Annotated in this window: 16 protein-coding genes and 1 tRNA gene; 6 read left to right on the forward strand and 11 right to left on the reverse strand. The window is 71.9% G+C overall.

What is annotated here, in order from left to right; translation table 11 throughout:
* Positions 1 to 83 precede the first annotated feature (83 nt).
* The 4 genes from ACFVJX_RS06990 to ACFVJX_RS07005 form a co-directional block, all read right to left on the reverse strand.
* Positions 84 to 794 carry an NDP-sugar synthase gene (locus tag ACFVJX_RS06990; RefSeq protein WP_384134635.1) on the reverse strand — a complete coding sequence of 237 codons (711 nt, stop codon included), beginning with the start codon at positions 792 to 794 and terminating at the stop codon, positions 84 to 86.
* A gap of 40 nt (positions 795 to 834) precedes the next feature.
* Positions 835 to 1,248 (reverse strand): hypothetical protein, encoded by a 414-nt coding sequence (locus ACFVJX_RS06995; RefSeq protein ID WP_384134638.1) that lies wholly within the window; start codon positions 1,246 to 1,248, stop codon positions 835 to 837.
* A gap of 247 nt (positions 1,249 to 1,495) precedes the next feature.
* On the reverse strand, positions 1,496 to 2,632 hold the full coding sequence (locus tag ACFVJX_RS07000) for an ABC transporter ATP-binding protein (RefSeq protein WP_384134642.1): 1,137 nt from the start codon (positions 2,630 to 2,632) through the stop codon (positions 1,496 to 1,498).
* A gap of 210 nt (positions 2,633 to 2,842) precedes the next feature.
* Positions 2,843 to 3,598 carry an SDR family oxidoreductase gene (locus ACFVJX_RS07005; protein ID WP_384134645.1) on the reverse strand — a complete coding sequence of 252 codons (756 nt, stop codon included), beginning with the start codon at positions 3,596 to 3,598 and terminating at the stop codon, positions 2,843 to 2,845.
* A gap of 148 nt (positions 3,599 to 3,746) precedes the next feature.
* Between ACFVJX_RS07005 and ACFVJX_RS07010 the strand changes: the two genes are divergently transcribed.
* Positions 3,747 to 4,328: a TetR/AcrR family transcriptional regulator gene (locus ACFVJX_RS07010; protein WP_384134648.1), complete on the forward strand. Its 582-nt coding sequence runs from the start codon at positions 3,747 to 3,749 to the stop codon at positions 4,326 to 4,328.
* Between the two features lie 71 nt (positions 4,329 to 4,399).
* Positions 4,400 to 4,473, forward strand: a tRNA-Thr gene (locus ACFVJX_RS07015).
* Positions 4,474 to 4,786: 313 nt separating this feature from the next.
* On the opposite strand, the gene ACFVJX_RS07020 is transcribed toward ACFVJX_RS07015, so the two are convergent.
* Both ACFVJX_RS07020 and ACFVJX_RS07025 read right to left on the reverse strand, forming a co-directional pair.
* Complete coding sequence (locus ACFVJX_RS07020) at positions 4,787 to 6,187, reverse strand: NAD(P)/FAD-dependent oxidoreductase (RefSeq protein WP_384134651.1); 1,401 nt, start codon at positions 6,185 to 6,187, stop codon at positions 4,787 to 4,789.
* 71 nt (positions 6,188 to 6,258) lie between these two features.
* On the reverse strand, positions 6,259 to 6,933 hold the full coding sequence (locus tag ACFVJX_RS07025; protein ID WP_384134654.1) for a rhomboid-like protein: 675 nt from the start codon (positions 6,931 to 6,933) through the stop codon (positions 6,259 to 6,261).
* On the opposite strand from ACFVJX_RS07025, the gene ACFVJX_RS07030 reads away from it, so the two are divergent.
* On the forward strand, positions 6,919 to 7,887 hold the full coding sequence (locus ACFVJX_RS07030; RefSeq protein ID WP_384134656.1) for an aminoglycoside phosphotransferase family protein: 969 nt from the start codon (positions 6,919 to 6,921) through the stop codon (positions 7,885 to 7,887). The genes ACFVJX_RS07025 and ACFVJX_RS07030 overlap by 15 nt on opposite strands.
* 55 nt (positions 7,888 to 7,942) lie before the next feature.
* The gene (locus ACFVJX_RS07035) at positions 7,943 to 8,422 is read left to right on the forward strand and encodes a GNAT family N-acetyltransferase (RefSeq protein ID WP_384134659.1); all 480 of its coding nucleotides are present in this window, start codon (positions 7,943 to 7,945) and stop codon (positions 8,420 to 8,422) included.
* Positions 8,423 to 8,463: 41 nt separating this feature from the next.
* Here the strand turns inward: ACFVJX_RS07035 and ACFVJX_RS07040 are convergent, their stop codons facing one another.
* Together ACFVJX_RS07040 and ACFVJX_RS07045 are read right to left on the reverse strand one after the other, a co-directional pair.
* Positions 8,464 to 9,465 (reverse strand): zinc-binding dehydrogenase, encoded by a 1,002-nt coding sequence (locus tag ACFVJX_RS07040; protein ID WP_384134662.1) that lies wholly within the window; start codon positions 9,463 to 9,465, stop codon positions 8,464 to 8,466.
* A 47-nt stretch (positions 9,466 to 9,512) separates the two neighbouring features.
* Complete coding sequence (locus tag ACFVJX_RS07045; RefSeq protein ID WP_384134665.1) at positions 9,513 to 10,769, reverse strand: NAD(P)-binding protein; 1,257 nt, start codon at positions 10,767 to 10,769, stop codon at positions 9,513 to 9,515.
* A 121-nt stretch (positions 10,770 to 10,890) separates the two neighbouring features.
* Between ACFVJX_RS07045 and ACFVJX_RS07050 the strand changes: the two genes are divergently transcribed.
* Entirely contained in the window at positions 10,891 to 11,586 is a 696-nt protein-coding gene (locus ACFVJX_RS07050; protein WP_384134668.1) for a pentapeptide repeat-containing protein, read from the forward strand.
* A 16-nt stretch (positions 11,587 to 11,602) separates the two neighbouring features.
* Here the strand turns inward: ACFVJX_RS07050 and ACFVJX_RS07055 are convergent, their stop codons facing one another.
* The 3 genes from ACFVJX_RS07055 to ACFVJX_RS07065 form a co-directional block, all read right to left on the reverse strand.
* Positions 11,603 to 12,100 carry a hypothetical protein gene (locus ACFVJX_RS07055; RefSeq protein ID WP_384134671.1) on the reverse strand — a complete coding sequence of 166 codons (498 nt, stop codon included), beginning with the start codon at positions 12,098 to 12,100 and terminating at the stop codon, positions 11,603 to 11,605.
* 138 nt (positions 12,101 to 12,238) lie between these two features.
* Positions 12,239 to 12,883 carry a response regulator gene (locus ACFVJX_RS07060; RefSeq protein ID WP_384134674.1) on the reverse strand — a complete coding sequence of 215 codons (645 nt, stop codon included), beginning with the start codon at positions 12,881 to 12,883 and terminating at the stop codon, positions 12,239 to 12,241.
* Positions 12,880 to 14,130 (reverse strand): sensor histidine kinase, encoded by a 1,251-nt coding sequence (locus ACFVJX_RS07065; protein WP_384134677.1) that lies wholly within the window; start codon positions 14,128 to 14,130, stop codon positions 12,880 to 12,882. The genes ACFVJX_RS07060 and ACFVJX_RS07065 overlap by 4 nt, the downstream gene beginning before the upstream one ends.
* Positions 14,131 to 14,364: 234 nt before the next feature.
* Between ACFVJX_RS07065 and ACFVJX_RS07070 the strand changes: the two genes are divergently transcribed.
* Complete coding sequence (locus ACFVJX_RS07070) at positions 14,365 to 14,925, forward strand: heme-binding protein (protein ID WP_384134680.1); 561 nt, start codon at positions 14,365 to 14,367, stop codon at positions 14,923 to 14,925.
* The last annotated feature ends 18 nt before the right edge of the window (positions 14,926 to 14,943 follow it).

Raw genomic sequence — 14,943 nt, forward strand, 5'->3', positions numbered from 1 at the left:
ATGCGGGGGGGGCCACCGGATTCACCTCCGGTGCCCGCCCCCTCTTCCGTGTTCGTGCGTATCGGGGGAGCGGACCGGCCTGCTTACTGCCCGTCCAGCTCCTTCGCGGCCTCCGTCAGGTCCTTGGCGGTGTCGATGGCGCGCCAGTACGCCCCGTGCGGCAACGGATAACCCGCCAGGCTGCGTTCGCGCGCCAGCCTCGGGAACGTGGTCCGCTCGTGGTCGCCCCGGTCCGGCAGCATCGCCGTGAAAGCGGGCGAGAACACGTACACCCCGGCGTTGATCAGATACGGCGAGGGCGGCGACTCGATGAAGTCGGTGATGTGCCCGAACGCGTCGGTCTCCACCGCACCCCACGGAATCCGCGGACGGGCCAGGGCCAGCGTCGCGGTCGCATCGCGCTCCGCGTGGAACGCGGCCATCTCACGCAGGGAGAAGCGCGTCCAGATATCGCCGTTGGTGGCGTACCAGGGCTGCTCCGGATCGGGCAGCCGGGCCGCGGCGTACTTCAGCCCGCCACCGCGTCCCAGCGGCTCGGACTCCACCACGGTCGTGACGCGCAGCGGCAGCACGGCGGCGTCCAGCCACTCCTGCAGTACCTCGGCCAGATGCCCGCACGAGACCACGGCGTCGGTCACGCCCTCGGCGGCGAGCCAGGAAAGCTGATGGCCGATGATCGGAGTCCCGGTGCCCGGGATCTCGACCATCGGCTTGGGGCGGTCATCGGTGTACGGGCGCAGCCGTGACCCCTGGCCACCCGCCAGGATCACGGCCTGCGTCGGAAACGTATGCATGCCAGGCACGATATGCCGTGCCCGCACGGTACGGGGTCCGTCAGCTGAACTGCGCGACGCCCGAGGCGAACGACGTGTCACAGACCGGACGGGAGAAGCGGTGAGCCCGCGTCGGGCCGTACTGCTCGACCGCGGCCTTGCCGAGCGCCTTGGCGATCGAGATGCAGTGCCTCGCGAGCGAGGGGCGCCCCTCGACGGCACGCTGAAGGTCCGTCAACGCGACACCCGGGTCCTTCTCCTGGAGCTCCAGGAGGAGCTTGTCGCGCAGAACGTCCTGCGGGGTGCGCGCCTTGGCGCGCTTGGAGACGGTCTGGGCCGACGCGGTGAGCATCGTGGAGTCGGAGCTGCGGGACGCCCACGGCACGGCGGTGACCGCGAGGGTCCCGGACAGAACCATGACGACAGGCAGTACGAGAGCGAGAGTTCGGCCGATACGGCGCGCGGTGTGGGTCACGCAGTGAGCGTAGCGGGCAGTGATGATTTGGCGACATTACGTCACTCTCGCGGGGGATGGTTCGAGAGTGTTTTTCGAATCCCGTGTTGACGGCGGGGAGTGAAATGACCGTTGTGCCGGGGAATTTGGCATCCGTGTCCCAAACCCGACCCCGCCTCCGCCCGCCTCCGTCCGCCCTCTCCCGGACGCGCGTCGGCCCCGCACGGAGTACGTGCGGGGCCGACGTCGTACGGCTGGTGGTGCGGGATCAGTCGGTGAGACGCTCACCCGTCGAGGTCGCGAAGACGTGCAGCTCGTCCGGGCGGGGCACGACGTGCAGCTTGGTGCCCTTCTCCGGAACCGCGCGGCCGCCGACGCGGACGACGAGGTCCTTGTCCTGGGTGCCGACCTCGGCGGAGCCGTAGACGAAGCCGTCGGCGCCGAGCTCCTCGACGACGTTGACCGAGACGGCGAGGCCGGCCGGGGCGTCGGCGGAGTCCTTGGTGAGGGACTTCGCGGCGGCGCCGCCGTGCTCGACGATGTCGAAGTGCTCGGGGCGGATGCCGACCGTGACGGTCGTGTCGCCGCGGTCCGCGGCGGCGGTGAGCGCCTCACGGGAGACCGGGACGACGCTGTTGCCGAACTTCACGCCACCGTCGGTGATCGGGACCTCGACCAGGTTCATGGCGGGGGAGCCGATGAAGCCGGCCACGAAGAGGTTCGCCGGCTTGTCGTACATGTTGCGCGGCGAGTCGACCTGCTGGAGGAGGCCGTCCTTGAGGACCGCGACGCGGTCACCCATGGTCAGGGCCTCGACCTGGTCGTGCGTGACGTACACGGTCGTGATGCCCAGGCGGCGCTGGAGCGAGGCGATCTGCGTACGGGTGGAGACGCGGAGCTTGGCGTCGAGGTTCGACAGCGGCTCGTCCATGAGGAAGACCTGCGGCTCACGGACGATGGCGCGGCCCATCGCGACACGCTGGCGCTGACCACCGGAGAGCGCCTTCGGCTTGCGGTCGAGGTAGTCGGTGAGGTCCAGCATCTTGGCGGCCTCTTCGACCTTCGCCCGGATCTCGGTCTTGTTGATACCGGCGATCTTCAGCGCGAAGCCCATGTTGTCCGCGACGGACATGTGCGGGTAGAGCGCGTAGTTCTGGAACACCATGGCGATGTCCCGGTCCTTCGGCGGCAGGTGCGTGACGTCGCGGTCACCGATGCGGATGGCGCCGCCGTTGACGTCCTCGAGACCCGCGAGCATGCGCAGGGAGGTCGACTTGCCACAACCGGAGGGACCGACGAGGACGAGGAACTCGCCGTCCTCGATGTCGATCTCGAGCTGGTCAACCGCGGGCTTCGTGGAGCCGGGGTATACGCGGGACGCCTTGTCGAACGTGACACTGGCCATGCTGAATCTTCTCCTCCACCGGCAGGAACGTGCCGGACGATCCGAGTAGGGAGTGGTCTGGTCCACTTGAGTGAACCTTCCGTGACGCTACCTGGCCATTTCGAATCTGTCAGTAGTTCTCGGGCCACGAATTCCCCGGCGCGATCCTGGCGGCAGCCGGCGTGATCCTGGCGGCAGCCGGGGCGGTCCTGCCGGCAGCCGCGGCGGTCCTCAGTCCTGCGCTGTGGGGCGGACGACGATGTCGCCCACGTCGACGCCGTCCGGCTGCTCGACCGCGAAGGCGATCGCACGGGCCACCGCCTCCGGCGGGATCGCGATCTTCTCCATCCGGTCGGCGACCTGGGCCCTGACCGCGGGGTCGGACACGGAGTCCGAGAACTCCGTGCGGACGAAGCCGGGTGAGACGACGGTGACGCGGAGGCTGTCACCGGCCTCCTGACGCAGCCCCTCGGAGATGGTGCGGACGGCGTTCTTCGTGCCGGCGTACACCGCCTGGAGGGGGACGATGCGCAGTCCGGCGGTGGACACGGTGTTGACGAAGTGGCCGAAGCCCTGCTCCCGGAAGACCGGCAGCGCGGCGGCGATCCCGTACAGCACGCCCTTGAGGTTGACGTCGATCATCTCCTCCCACTCCTCGACGCGGAGATCGTCGAGAGGGGCGATCGGGCCGACCCCGGCATTGCTGATGAGCACGTCGAGCTTGCCGAACCGCTCGCGTGCGAGAGCGACGAGACCGGTCAGGTCCTCGCGCCTCTTCACGTCGGTGCTGATCCAGGCGGCTTCTCCGCCGGCCTCCTCGATGCGGGCGGCCAGGGCCTCCAGGCGCTCCGGTCGGCGCGCTCCCAGGACGAGCTTCGCGCCACGCGCGGCGAGCAGGAGTGCGGTCGCTTCGCCGATGCCGCTGCTGGCGCCGGTGATGGCCACGACCTTGCCTTCGATTCCTGAGGTGATCGATGTGGTCGACATGATCGACAGTCCTTCCGAAGTGGGGGAAGGGGCGGGCCGGGACCATTGGCCCGGTCATGCCCTACAGTGAAAGTGGAGGCGCCGCCACTTTCTCCACACTAAGTGGAGACGCCTCCACTTAGCAAGTGGAGAGCAGGGAGAGCCGTTGATGTCCCCAGCAGAACGCCCGCTGAGAGCCGACGCACAACGCAACCGCGACAAGATCCTTGCCGCGGCGGTACGCGTGTTCACGGAGGAGGGGCTGGACGCGCACTTCGAACGCATCGCCAGGGAGGCGGGCGTGGGAACCGGCACGCTCTACCGCAACTTCCCCACCCGGGAGACCCTGATCGAGGCGGCGTACCGCAACGAGGTGGCCCGCCTGTGCGACTCCGTGCCCACGCTCCTGGAGACGATGGAGCCCCGTGAGGCACTGCGCGCCTGGACGCGCGGCTTCATCGACTACGCCACCGCCAAACTCGGCATGGCCGAGGCGCTCCGGGCCGTGGTCGCCTCGGGCACCAACCCCTACGCCGACAGCCACCGGATGATCCAGGAGGCCCTCTCCTCCCTCATGGACGCCGGTACCGCGGCCGGTGCGATCCGGTCCGACATCAGCCCGACGGACATGTTCGCCGCCCTGGCCGGAATCGCCCTCACCTCGGCCACTCCCGACCAGCGCGACCAGGCCGAACGCCTTCTCGACCTCACCCTGGACGGGCTGCGGCCCGTACCCCGTGAGCAGGGGTGAAACGTCCTGGATCGGCGGGTGGGGCGCTGTGTAGAGTGAGGGCTCGCGCGCGTGGTCTCGGCGTGCGCGGCGCCTCCTTAGCTCAGCTGGCCAGAGCAACGCACTTGTAATGCGTAGGTCATCGGTTCGAATCCGATAGGGGGCTCGGTGAAACCCCAGGTCGCGTAATCCGTGACCTGGGGTTTTCTGTCGCTCGGGGCATGCGGGGTCGCGCGGCGGGGACGCCGTGGACGTCCGCGCGTGAGCGGATGGGTGTGTTCTGGTGGTCAGACTGACCCGGTGCGCACCGCTCTCCGGAGCCGCGCCGAGCCTGGAGCAGGCCGCGCCGGATCTCTGGCAGCCTGCGGAGGCAGACGTGTGGAGATCGGCGAAGAGGGGCTGGCGGTCTACGGCCAGCTCGTCACCAACGCAGCCGTGGCGGCTTCCCGAGGCGGCTCCTCCGCCGAGACCGCCCGTGCTCAGCCCCGCCCCGCCACCCGGTCCGCGAACTTCGCGACGGGGTCGGTGCCCGGTCGGGGCGAGGTGCGTTCGCGGCGGTCGGCCGTGCGGTAGGCGGCGTACATGCCGTGGACGCCGAGCCAGCGGAGGGGTTCCGGTTCCCAGCGGCGGACGCGGTGGTTCACCCAGGGCAGCGTGGTCAGTTCGGTCGGGCCGGACTGACCGGAGTCCTGTTGGATCAGGTCGCGCAGGGTGCGTGCGGCGAGGTTGGTGGTCGCGACGCCGGAGCCGACGTAGCCGCCCGCCCAGCCGAGGCCGGTGGAGCGGTCGAGGGTGACCGTCGCGCACCAGTCGCGGGGGACGCCGAGGACGCCGGACCAGGCGTGCGCGATGGGGGTGCCCGCGGTGGTGGGGAAGAGGCGGACGAGGAGGTCGCGCAGGGCCTCGACGGTGGCGGGCTGGGTGCGGCCGTCGTTGTCGGTGGCCGAGCCGTAGCGGTACGGGACGCCGCGGCCACCGAGTGCGATGCGGTCGTCGGCGGTCCGCTGGGCGTACATGTAGGCGTGGGCCATGTCGCCGAGGGTCTCGCGGCCGTTCCAGCCGATGGTGTCCCAGAGGGAGTCGGGGAGCGGTTCGGTGACGATCATGGAGGAGTTCATCGGGAGCCAGGTGCGCTTCTGGCCCTTGAGGCCCGCGGTGAAGCCCTCGGTGCAGCGCAGGATGTACGGGGCCCGGACGGTGCCGTAGGGGGTGACGGCGTGTTTGGGCTTGATCTCCGTGACGGGGGTCGACTCGTGGATGGTGACGCCGAGCGCTTCCACGGCGTCGGCGAGGCCCTTGACGAGTTTGGCGGGGTGCAGCCGGGCGCCGTGCGGGGTCCAGGTGGAGCCGACGGCCCCGGTGACGCGGACGCGTTCGGCGGTCTCGCGGGCTCCGTGCAGGGTGCGGTCGCTCTCGCCGAACGCGACCTCGACGGCGTGGAAGGCCTTGAGGCGGGCCAGTTGGGCCGGGGTGCAGGCGACTTCGAGGACGCCGCCGCGGTGGATGTCGGCGTCGATCTTCTCCTCGTCGGCGACGCGGATGACTTCGGAGACGGTGTCGTTCATGGCCTGTTGGAGGCGGACGGCGGCGTCGTGGCCGTGGAGTTTCGCGTAGCGGTCGCGGCCTGCGATGCCGTTGTAGAGCCAGCCGCCGTTGCGTCCGGAGGCGCCGTAGCCGCAGAACTTGGCTTCCAGCACGGTGATGTTGAGGAAGGGGACGGCCTTCTTGAGGTAGTACGCCGTCCACAGTCCGGTGTACCCGCCGCCGACGATGCAGACGTCGGCGCCGGTGTCGCCCGGCAGGGGTTCGCGGGGGGCGGGAGTGCCCTGGTCCGCGTACCAGAAGGATATGCCGCCGTTCGCGGTGCTGACGGTGCTCATGTTGTCCCTGCTTGTCCGTGTGGCCGGCTGCCGGTGTGTGGCTGTCTGCCGTGCGCCTGTGTGGCGGGACGTTACTGGGCGGGGGCGGGTTTCGTCTTGTGCCGGTCACGGGTCAGCGGGTAGCAGGCGAGGCCGATGAGTACGGAGGTGAAGTGGCCGACGTCGGTGAAGGTGGCGCTGGTGACGAGGGGGACGCCGTAGATGACGAGGACGGCGAAGAGGTAGACGTACCGCCAGGGGCGCGGAACGTAGTAGGTCAGGACGGCGACGACGCCCGCGAGCGCGTAACTGACACCGACGTCAAGGGTGTTGGCGGCGGCCTCGGGAGCGTGGCCGTGCCGGATCGCCCAGGCCAGGACGCCTTCGCTGACGAGGGTGGCGAGGACGTGGGCGGCGGCCACCACGGTGAGCCAGCGCAGGGTGCCCAGACGGCGTTCGGCGGGGGCGTGGAAGACGGTGTAGAGGACGGCGTACGGGAGCCATTCGCCGCTGTCGATCCAGAAGGCGCTGCTGATCAGCACGCGTACCGGGTTCTGGGAGAGCTCGTGGATGTTGGTGGAGCGCTGGCGGAGGAAGGACTCCTCGAAGCCCGGTGACATCTGGTGGACGATCACGGTGGTGACGAAGAGGGCCGTCAGCCAGAGGTAGGTGCCGGGTGCGCTGCGGATCCATGAGCCGGCGCCGCGGATCCACGTGACGGGCGAGGAGCGGGGCCGCGTGGGCGGGACGGGATGGCTCGGGGTCATAGCCGATTGACGCACGCTCCTACGATCGGGAGCGTGATTGACATTCCGGATGCGCTGATCGCTACTCAGTCCAAGTACAACGGTGCGGCCGGGCGGGCGTTTCTCGCCGCGTTGCCCGGGATGGCCGCGGAGCTGCTGGAGCGGTGGGGGCTGCGCCGGGACGGTGGGGCGCTGTACGGGGTGTGTGCGCTGGTTCTTCCGGTGGTGCGGGTGGCGGACGGCCGCCGGGCGGCGTTGAAGTTGCAGTCGGTGGACGAGGAGACGGAGGGGGAGCCGGTCGCGCTGCGGGTGTGGGGCGAGGCGTCGGCGGGTGCGGTGGAGTTGCTCGGCCATGACGCGGCGACGGGGGCGATGCTGCTGGAGCGCCTGGACGGGCGCCGTTCCCTGGCGGGGACGGCCGATGTGCGGGAAGCGGTGCGGATCATCGCGGAGTTGCTGGCAGGGCTGACGGCGGTGCGGGCTCCGCGGGCGTGCGGTTTCCGGGAGCTGGGCGAGGCGGTGCGGCGGATGCTGGCCGCCGCGCCGGGTGCGGCGGAGCTCCTGGTGGACGAGTCGGAGCGGCGGCTGCTGGCGGACTGTGCGGCGGCGGTGCGGGAGGTGGCGGGGGAGCCGGGGGACCGGCTGCTGCACTGGGATCTGCATTTCGGCAATGTGCTGGCCGGGCGGGGCGGTCCGGCGGACCGGGAGGAGCGGTGGGTGGCGATCGATCCGAAGCCGCTGGCCGGTGATCCGGGGTTCGAGCTGTTTCCGTCGTTGGTCAACCGGTTCGATGCGGCGGCGGTGGGGTGGCGGTTCGATCTGCTGACGGAGACGCTGGGCCTCGACCGGGCGCGGGCCCGTGCGTGGACGCTGGGGCGGGTGCTGCAGAACGCGTGCTGGGGCGCCGGGAGCGGTGAGCGGCGGCTGGTGCCCGAGCAGGCGGAGATCGCGCGGCGGTTGCTGGGCCGGGGGTAGTCGCCGGGCCGGGGGAGGAGGCGGCGGGTGGTGCGGTGTTGCTTACGCTGCCCTCATGATTCGTAACGCTACCGCCGCCGATGTTCCCGCCATTCACGCGATGATCCGTGAACTGGCCGATTACGAGAAGGCGCTGCACGAGGCGAACGCCACCGAGGAGCAGCTGCGCGAGGCGCTGTTCGGTGAGCGTCCTGCCGCGTTCGCGCACATCGCCGAGTCCGACGAGGACGGTGAGGTGGTGGGCTTCGCGTTGTGGTTCCTCAACTTCTCGACGTGGCGCGGGGTGCACGGCATCTATCTGGAGGACCTGTACGTGCGCCCGGAGCGGCGGGGCGGCGGGCACGGGAAGGCGCTGCTGAGCGAGCTGGCGCGGATCTGCGTGGAGCGTGGCTACGAGCGGCTGGAGTGGTCGGTGCTGAACTGGAACGCCCCGTCGATCGCGTTCTACGAGTCGCTGGGTGCGCGTCCGCAGGACGAGTGGACGGTGTACCGGCTGACGGACGGGGCGCTGGCGGGGCTGGGCGGGCGGCGTTAGCGGGATTGCCGTCATGGCCCGGCCGGGGCCGTCGCGCCGGGTCAGGGGATGAGGACCACCTTGCCGGTGGTGCCACGGGTTTCGAGGGCGCGGTGGGCGGTGGCCGCCTCGGCGAGCGGGTAGCGCTGGACGGCGGGGCGCAGCCTGCCCGCGGCGGCTTCGGCGAGTGCGCGCCTCTCCAGGGCGCGCAGGCCGCCGCCGCGCTGGATCATGGCGGGGCCGAGCACGTTCTGTGAGGTGATGGCGCGGGCGGCGAGTTCGTCCTCGGTGAAGGTGAGCGGGTGCCCGTCGTGGAGGCCCTGGCCGGACCAGCCGTAGACGATGTGCTGTCCGCCCTTGCCGAGGAGGTCGACGGCGGCGCGTGCGGTGGTGGAGCCGACGGAGTCGTAGGCGACGGTGGCGCGGCGGCCGAGGGCGTCGAGGTGGGTGCGGACGTGCCGGGGCCAGTCGGGGAGGGTGTAGTCGACGGAGAGGTCGGCTCCGTTGGCGCGGACGAGGGCGGTCTTGGCGGGGCCGCCGGCGAGGCCGATGACGGTGGCCCCGGCGTTCTTGGCGTACTGGACGAGCAGGGTGCCGATGCCGCCGGCGGCGGCGGTGACCAGCACGACGGATTCGGGGCCGAGCGGGGTGAATCCGAGGATGCCGAGTGCGGTGCGGCCGGTGCCGATCATGGCGACGGCCTCGGCGTCGTCGAGTCCGTCGGGCACGGCGTGCAGCTTGTCGGCCTCGGTGACGGTGAGTTCGGCGTAGCCGCCGGGGGCGTTGCCGATGTGGGCCACGACGTGCCGGCCGAGCCAGCCGGGGTCGGTGCCCTCGCCGAGTGATTCCACGGTGCCGGCGATCTCGCGGCCGGGGACGGTGGGCAGCGGGGTGGGGGCGGGGTAGGGCCCGGTCATGCCCTCGCGCAGGGCGGTGTCGAGGAGGTGTACGCCGGCGGCGCGGACGGCGATACGGACCTGGCCGGGCGCGGGTACGGGGTCGTCGGTGCGCTCGTAGGCGAGGTTCTCGGCGGGGCCGAAGGCGTGGAGGCGGATGGCGTGCATGGTGGGCTCCCCGGGGTGTGGTTCTCGGTGGCACCCACCCTCGGACCTCAGGTGCGCTTGAGGTCAAGCGGCGTTCCGGCGGGGGTGCGGTTTCGGGCGGAGGTGTGGTTTCGGGCGGCGGGCGGGCGGTGTCCGGTCCGGTTGCCGTCCCCGGTGGCCCCGAGCGCGAGGAGGGCCGCTTCGATGCCGCTGTTGAACGAGACCTCGCTGAGCAGGCCGGGGGCGGCGACCTGGTCGCCCGCGAGGTAGATGCCGTTGCCTCGGTCGATGGCGGGCCGGTCGCGCCAGGTGGAGCCGGGATGGTCGACGGCACCGGTGCGGCCGGTGGCGAGGGCTTCGCGGCGCCATACGGTGCGCTCGCGCCAGCCGGGGAAACCGAGGTCGAGGAGTTCCTCGGCGCGGGCGGTACCGGTGTCGCGGGGCTCGTCGGGGGCGATGGGGATCTGTCCCTGGAGGAGCTGCTCGCCTGCGGGGGCGAGGGTGCGGTCCTGGGCGGTGAACCGTTCGATCCAGCCGGGGGCGTCCAGGTCGGAGACGGCGAACGCGTCGCCCCGGCGGGTGCGCAGGGCGAGGTCGATGAGCGCGGTGCGGCCGGATGGCCAGGTCAGGCCCGGGTCGCCGAGGAGAGCGCGGGCGGAGTCGAGGGAGGTCGCGACGACGACCGGGCCGGTGCGGGCGAGGGCGTCGAGGGCCGCGGTGTCGACGCGGGCCGCCGTCTCGATGCGGACGCTGAGGTTCCAGGCGCGGGACGCCATCCGGTCGATGATCCCGTCCCAGCCGCCGACGGGGTAGCGCGCTTCGGGCGGCAGGGCGCCTGCCCGGTGCAGCCGTTCCTGGACGAAGGCGGCGGAGAGGCTGCCGGGGTCGTGGTGGAAGAGCGCGACGGCGGCGTAGTTGGCGGCGGCGCGGGCGCCCGCCTCGCCGATCTGCGCGGTGGCCCAGGTGCGGAAGTCGGTGTCGGCGGGGACCCGCGTGGCATCGCGGCGGCTGAGCCGGAGGAGGGCGAGGGGCGGGACGCGGTGCAGGGTGCCGCGGTGGCGGAAGCGGAGCCGGGTGGCTTCGGGCGGGGCGACGGTGGTGGTGGGTCCGAGGAGGTTGCGCCGGTCGAGCCAGGTCCAGTGCGGGCCGCGGCGGTAGAGGGCGTGGGGTCCCTCGTTTGTGCGGTACGGGCCTTCGGCGGTCCTGGCGCGTCCGCCGAGGGTGTGGTGGGCCTCGTGGACGGTCACCAGTGCGCCGGACTCCGCCGCCGTGATGGCCGCGGTGAACCCGGCGAGGCCGCCGCCGATGATGTGGATGCGCTGCATGGTCCCGGTCTCCTTCGCTGGAGGTGCCTAGCAGGTGCCTATGGGTACGTGACGTGCGGAGGGGGCCCGGATGTGACATCGGCGGCGGGGCGTTGTCAGTGGTGTGCGTCACGATGGGGGGATGGTGCGCAGCAGCGGTAGTGGTGGCGGCAGGGGCGGCAAGGACGGGATCGCGGCGGCGCGACGCCCGGAGGTGCGGCTGCCGCCCCTCGAGCCTTACGGGGGCGCCGGCCTGGAGCCGGACGGGGATTACGACGGGGTGCGGTTCGACGCCGTGGATCTGGCCGACGAGTCGGGTCCGGGAGCGCGGTTCATGGACTGCGCGCTGGACGGCTGCGCGCTGGACCGCACGGAGCTGGTCAGGGCCCGTTTCATCGATTCCGTGCTGACGGGGGTACGGGGTGTCGGCACGGATCTCGCGGGGGCGTCACTGCGGGACGTGGAGATCGTGGACGCGCGCCTCGGCGGGGTGCAGATGCACGGCGCTGTGCTGGAGCGGGTGCTCGTGCGGGGCGGGAAGATCGACTACCTGAATCTGCGGAAGGCCCGTCTGAAGGACGTGGTGTTCGAGGGCTGTGTGCTGTCCGAGCCGGATTTCGGGGGCGCGCAGCTGGACCGGGTGGAGTTCCGGGACTGCGTGCTGAAGCGGGCCGATTTCAGCGCGGTGCGGATGGAGTCGGTGGATCTGCGGACGGTCGCGGAGCTGGACATCGCCCGTGGGGTGGAGCGGCTGGCGGGCGCGGTGATCAGCCCGTCGCAGCTGATGGAGCTGGCTCCGGCGTTCGCGGCGCAGATCGGGGTGCGGGTGGAGGCGTGAGGAGCGTTCCGGCCGCTCAGAGGCGGGGGAAGCGGGCCTGGAGGTCCCAGACGGCGGGGTTGTCGGCGAGGCCTTCGTGCATGTCGGCGAGGTCGGCGATCAGATCGTGCAGGAAGTCGCGGGCCTCGCGGCGCAGCACGGAGTGGTTGAAGGTGAGCGGCGCCTCCTCCGCGGGCATCCAGTCGGCCTCGACGTCGACCCAGCCGAAGCGGCGCTCGAAGAGCATGCGGTCGGACGATTCGGTGAAGTCGAGTTCGGCGAACTGGCGGCGGTGCGAGCGGTTGCCGCGGGGGTCGCGGTCGATCTGCTCGACGATGTCGCACAGGGCCCAGGCGAAGTCGAGCACCGGCACCCATCCCCAGGCCGTGGATACTTCGCGGTCCTCCTTGGTGTCCGCGAGGTAGACGTCCCCGGAGAACAGATCGTGGCGCAGGGCGTGGACGTCCGCTCGGCGGTAGTCGGTCTGCGGGGGATCGGGGAAGCGTCGGGAGAGGGAGTAGCCGATGTCGAGCACGGTTCGATGGTGTCATGCCCGGCGTGTCGCTCCCGCACCACCGGATCTGTCGCTCCCGCACGACCGGATCATTGACGGACCGGCTCCGGCGGGCCGCAGCGGCCGGCAGACGCCCGGGGAGCGGTGCGGGAGGGTTCCTCAGGGCAGGAGCCGCTGCTCCTTGGCCACGGAGACGGCTCCTGCGCGGGTGTCGACGCCGAGCTTGTCGTAGATGCGGCCCAGGTGCGTCTTGACGGTGGCCTCGCTGATGAACAGGGCACGGGCGATGTCCCGGTTGCCCAGGCCCCGGGAGAGCTGGCCGAGGATGTCGCGTTCGCGGTCGGTGAGGGTGGGCAGCGGCTTGCGCATACGGGCCATGACGCGGCTGGCGACGGGCGGGGAGAGGGCGGTGCGGCCCTGGGCGGCCGAGCGGATCGCGGCGAAGAGCTCCTCCGGGCGTTCGGCCTTCAGCAGATAGCCGGTGGCGCCCGCCTCGATGGCGCGGGTGATGTCGGCGTCCGTGTCGTACGTGGTGAGGACCAGGACGTGGGCTCCGGCGCAGGCGCTCGCGATCCGGCGGGTGGCCTCCACCCCGTCGATGCCCTCGCCCAGCTGGAGGTCCATCAGGACGACGTCGGGGCTGAGCCTCGCGGTCAGGGCGACCGCCTCCTCACCGCTGCCTGCCTCGCCGACGACCTCGATGTCGGGTTCGCTGCCGAGGAGGGCGAGCAGCCCGGCGCGTACGACGGCGTGGTCGTCGCAGAGCAGGATGCGGACGGGGACGGGCGGGGGCGCGGCGGTCATACGGGGTCCCGGTGGGTGAGGGCGGCGGTGGGCCGGTCCCCGAGGGGGACGGCGGCGGTCACCACGGTCCCCTCGCCGGGGGCGGATTCGATGGTCAGGGTGCCGCCGAGCTGACGCAGTCGGGCGCGCATCGCGGGCAGCCCGTGACCGCGTACGCCGCCCGGTGTTCCGGTGCGGGCGGTGGGGGTGAAGCCGTGGCCGTTGTCGGCGATGTCGAGGACGGTCCGGTCGTCGAGGTGGGTGAGCGTCAGGGCGGCCTCGGTGGCGCCCGCGTGCTCGGTCACATTGGCCAGGGCGCCCTGGGCGATCCGCAGCAGCGCGGACTGCACCCGGTCGGGCAGCGCGGTGTGCGGTTCGCCCTCGATGTGGCAGCGGACGGTGATCCGGCCCTGGGTCTGCGCCGTCTCGCGGGCGGCGAGCGCGTGCAGCGCCGCGTCCAGGCCGCCGCCCTCGGCGAGGTCGGCGGGGGCCAGGTCGTGCACGAAGCGGCGGGCCTCGGCGAGGTTGCGTTCCGCGATGCCGGTGGCGGTACGGACGTGGCGTCGGGCGGTCGCCGGGTCGGTGTCCCAGGTGCGGTCGGCGGCCTGGAGCAGCATCTGCTGGCTGGACAGGCCCTGGGCGAGGGTGTCGTGGATCTCCATGGAGAGCCGTTGGCGTTCGGCGAGGGTGCCTTCGCGCCGTTCGGTGGCGGCGAGTTCGCGGCGGGTGCGGATCAGGTCGTCGATGAGTTCGTCCCGGGTGACGGCCTGGCGCTGCATCTGGACGAAGACGGCGGTCGCGACGGCCGCGACGGCGGGCGGGGCGAGCACCAGGTTCGGGTCGAAGCCGTCGGCCAGCCGCAGCTGTGCGGCGACGACGAACAGGGTGAGCAGCACGACCAGGGCGAGCGCGGCGCGCGGCGGCAGGATGCGCAGCCCGGTGTAGAAGAGCGGCACCGCGCACCACGCGAAGCTCGGCGCGAGGACGACCAGCACCATCCACACGGCGACCAGCACTCCCAGCCAGAGCAGGCTGCTCGGCGTCGGGCGGGAGCCGAGGACCGGGCCGAGTACGTACAGCGCGGCCAGCGCGAGGGACAGCCCGATGATCCACGGGGTGCGGGCCTCGCCGGGGTGGCGCAGCAGGAACCGGGTCAGCGAGGCACCGAGCAGCAGGAAGAAGGCGGCGTGCATGAGCACGGCGAGCGCCCGTGCGCCGGGGTCGCCCGCCTGACCGGCAACACCTGCCGACCGGCTTCGCCGCTCCACCGCCTGCCCCCTTCTGTGAACCGTGCCCCGCTCCACGGGACCACTGCTGACCTGCGCGGACATTCCATCGTCACCCCGAACGGGCGCCTCCGCATCAACCGATCGGCCGATGGGGCCGTCAGCCGTCCCGCACACGGCGTCCAGCCGGTACGACGACGGGAGGGCCCAGGGTCCGGCCGGAGGATTGATCTCAGAACGCAGGAACCACCCGATGCCACCGTTGAGGAGCCCACCATGAAGAAGATGTCGCTGCGCACCCGTGTCCTGACCGGTACCGTCGCCGCCGCCGCGCTCGGGGCCGGTACCTTCGGCGCCGTCTCCGCGAACGCCTCCGCCCCGGCCGCCGCGCCCGCGCCCGCCGCCGTCAAGGCCGACGCCGCGAACCGGAACCTCCAGCAGTCCACGCACCTCACCGTGGACGCCGCGTCGAAGGCCGCACGGGCGGCGCTGGACGCGGCGGAGAAGGAGCACCAGAAGGTCGCCGTCTCCGTCGTCGACCGCGACGGCAACACCGTCGTCACCCTGCGCGGCGACGGTGCGGGCCCGCAGGCGTACGAGTCGGCGGTGAAGAAGGCGTACACGGCCGTGTCCTGGAACGCCCCCACGTCCGAGCTGGCAGAGCGGCTCGAAGGGACCCCGAACCTGAAGGACATCCCCGGCACCCTCTTCCTCGCGGGCGGCGCCCCGGTGCAGGCCAAGGGCGCGCCGGTGGCGGGCATCGGAGTGGCCGGCGCCCCCAGCGGCGACCTCGACGAGAAGTTCGCCCGTGCGGGCGCCGCCGCCCTCGCGAAGTAACCGGCAGCGGTCGGCACG

Source organism: Streptomyces sp. NPDC127177 (assembly GCF_042672475.1).
Classification (GTDB): Bacteria; Actinomycetota; Actinomycetes; order Streptomycetales; family Streptomycetaceae; genus Streptomyces.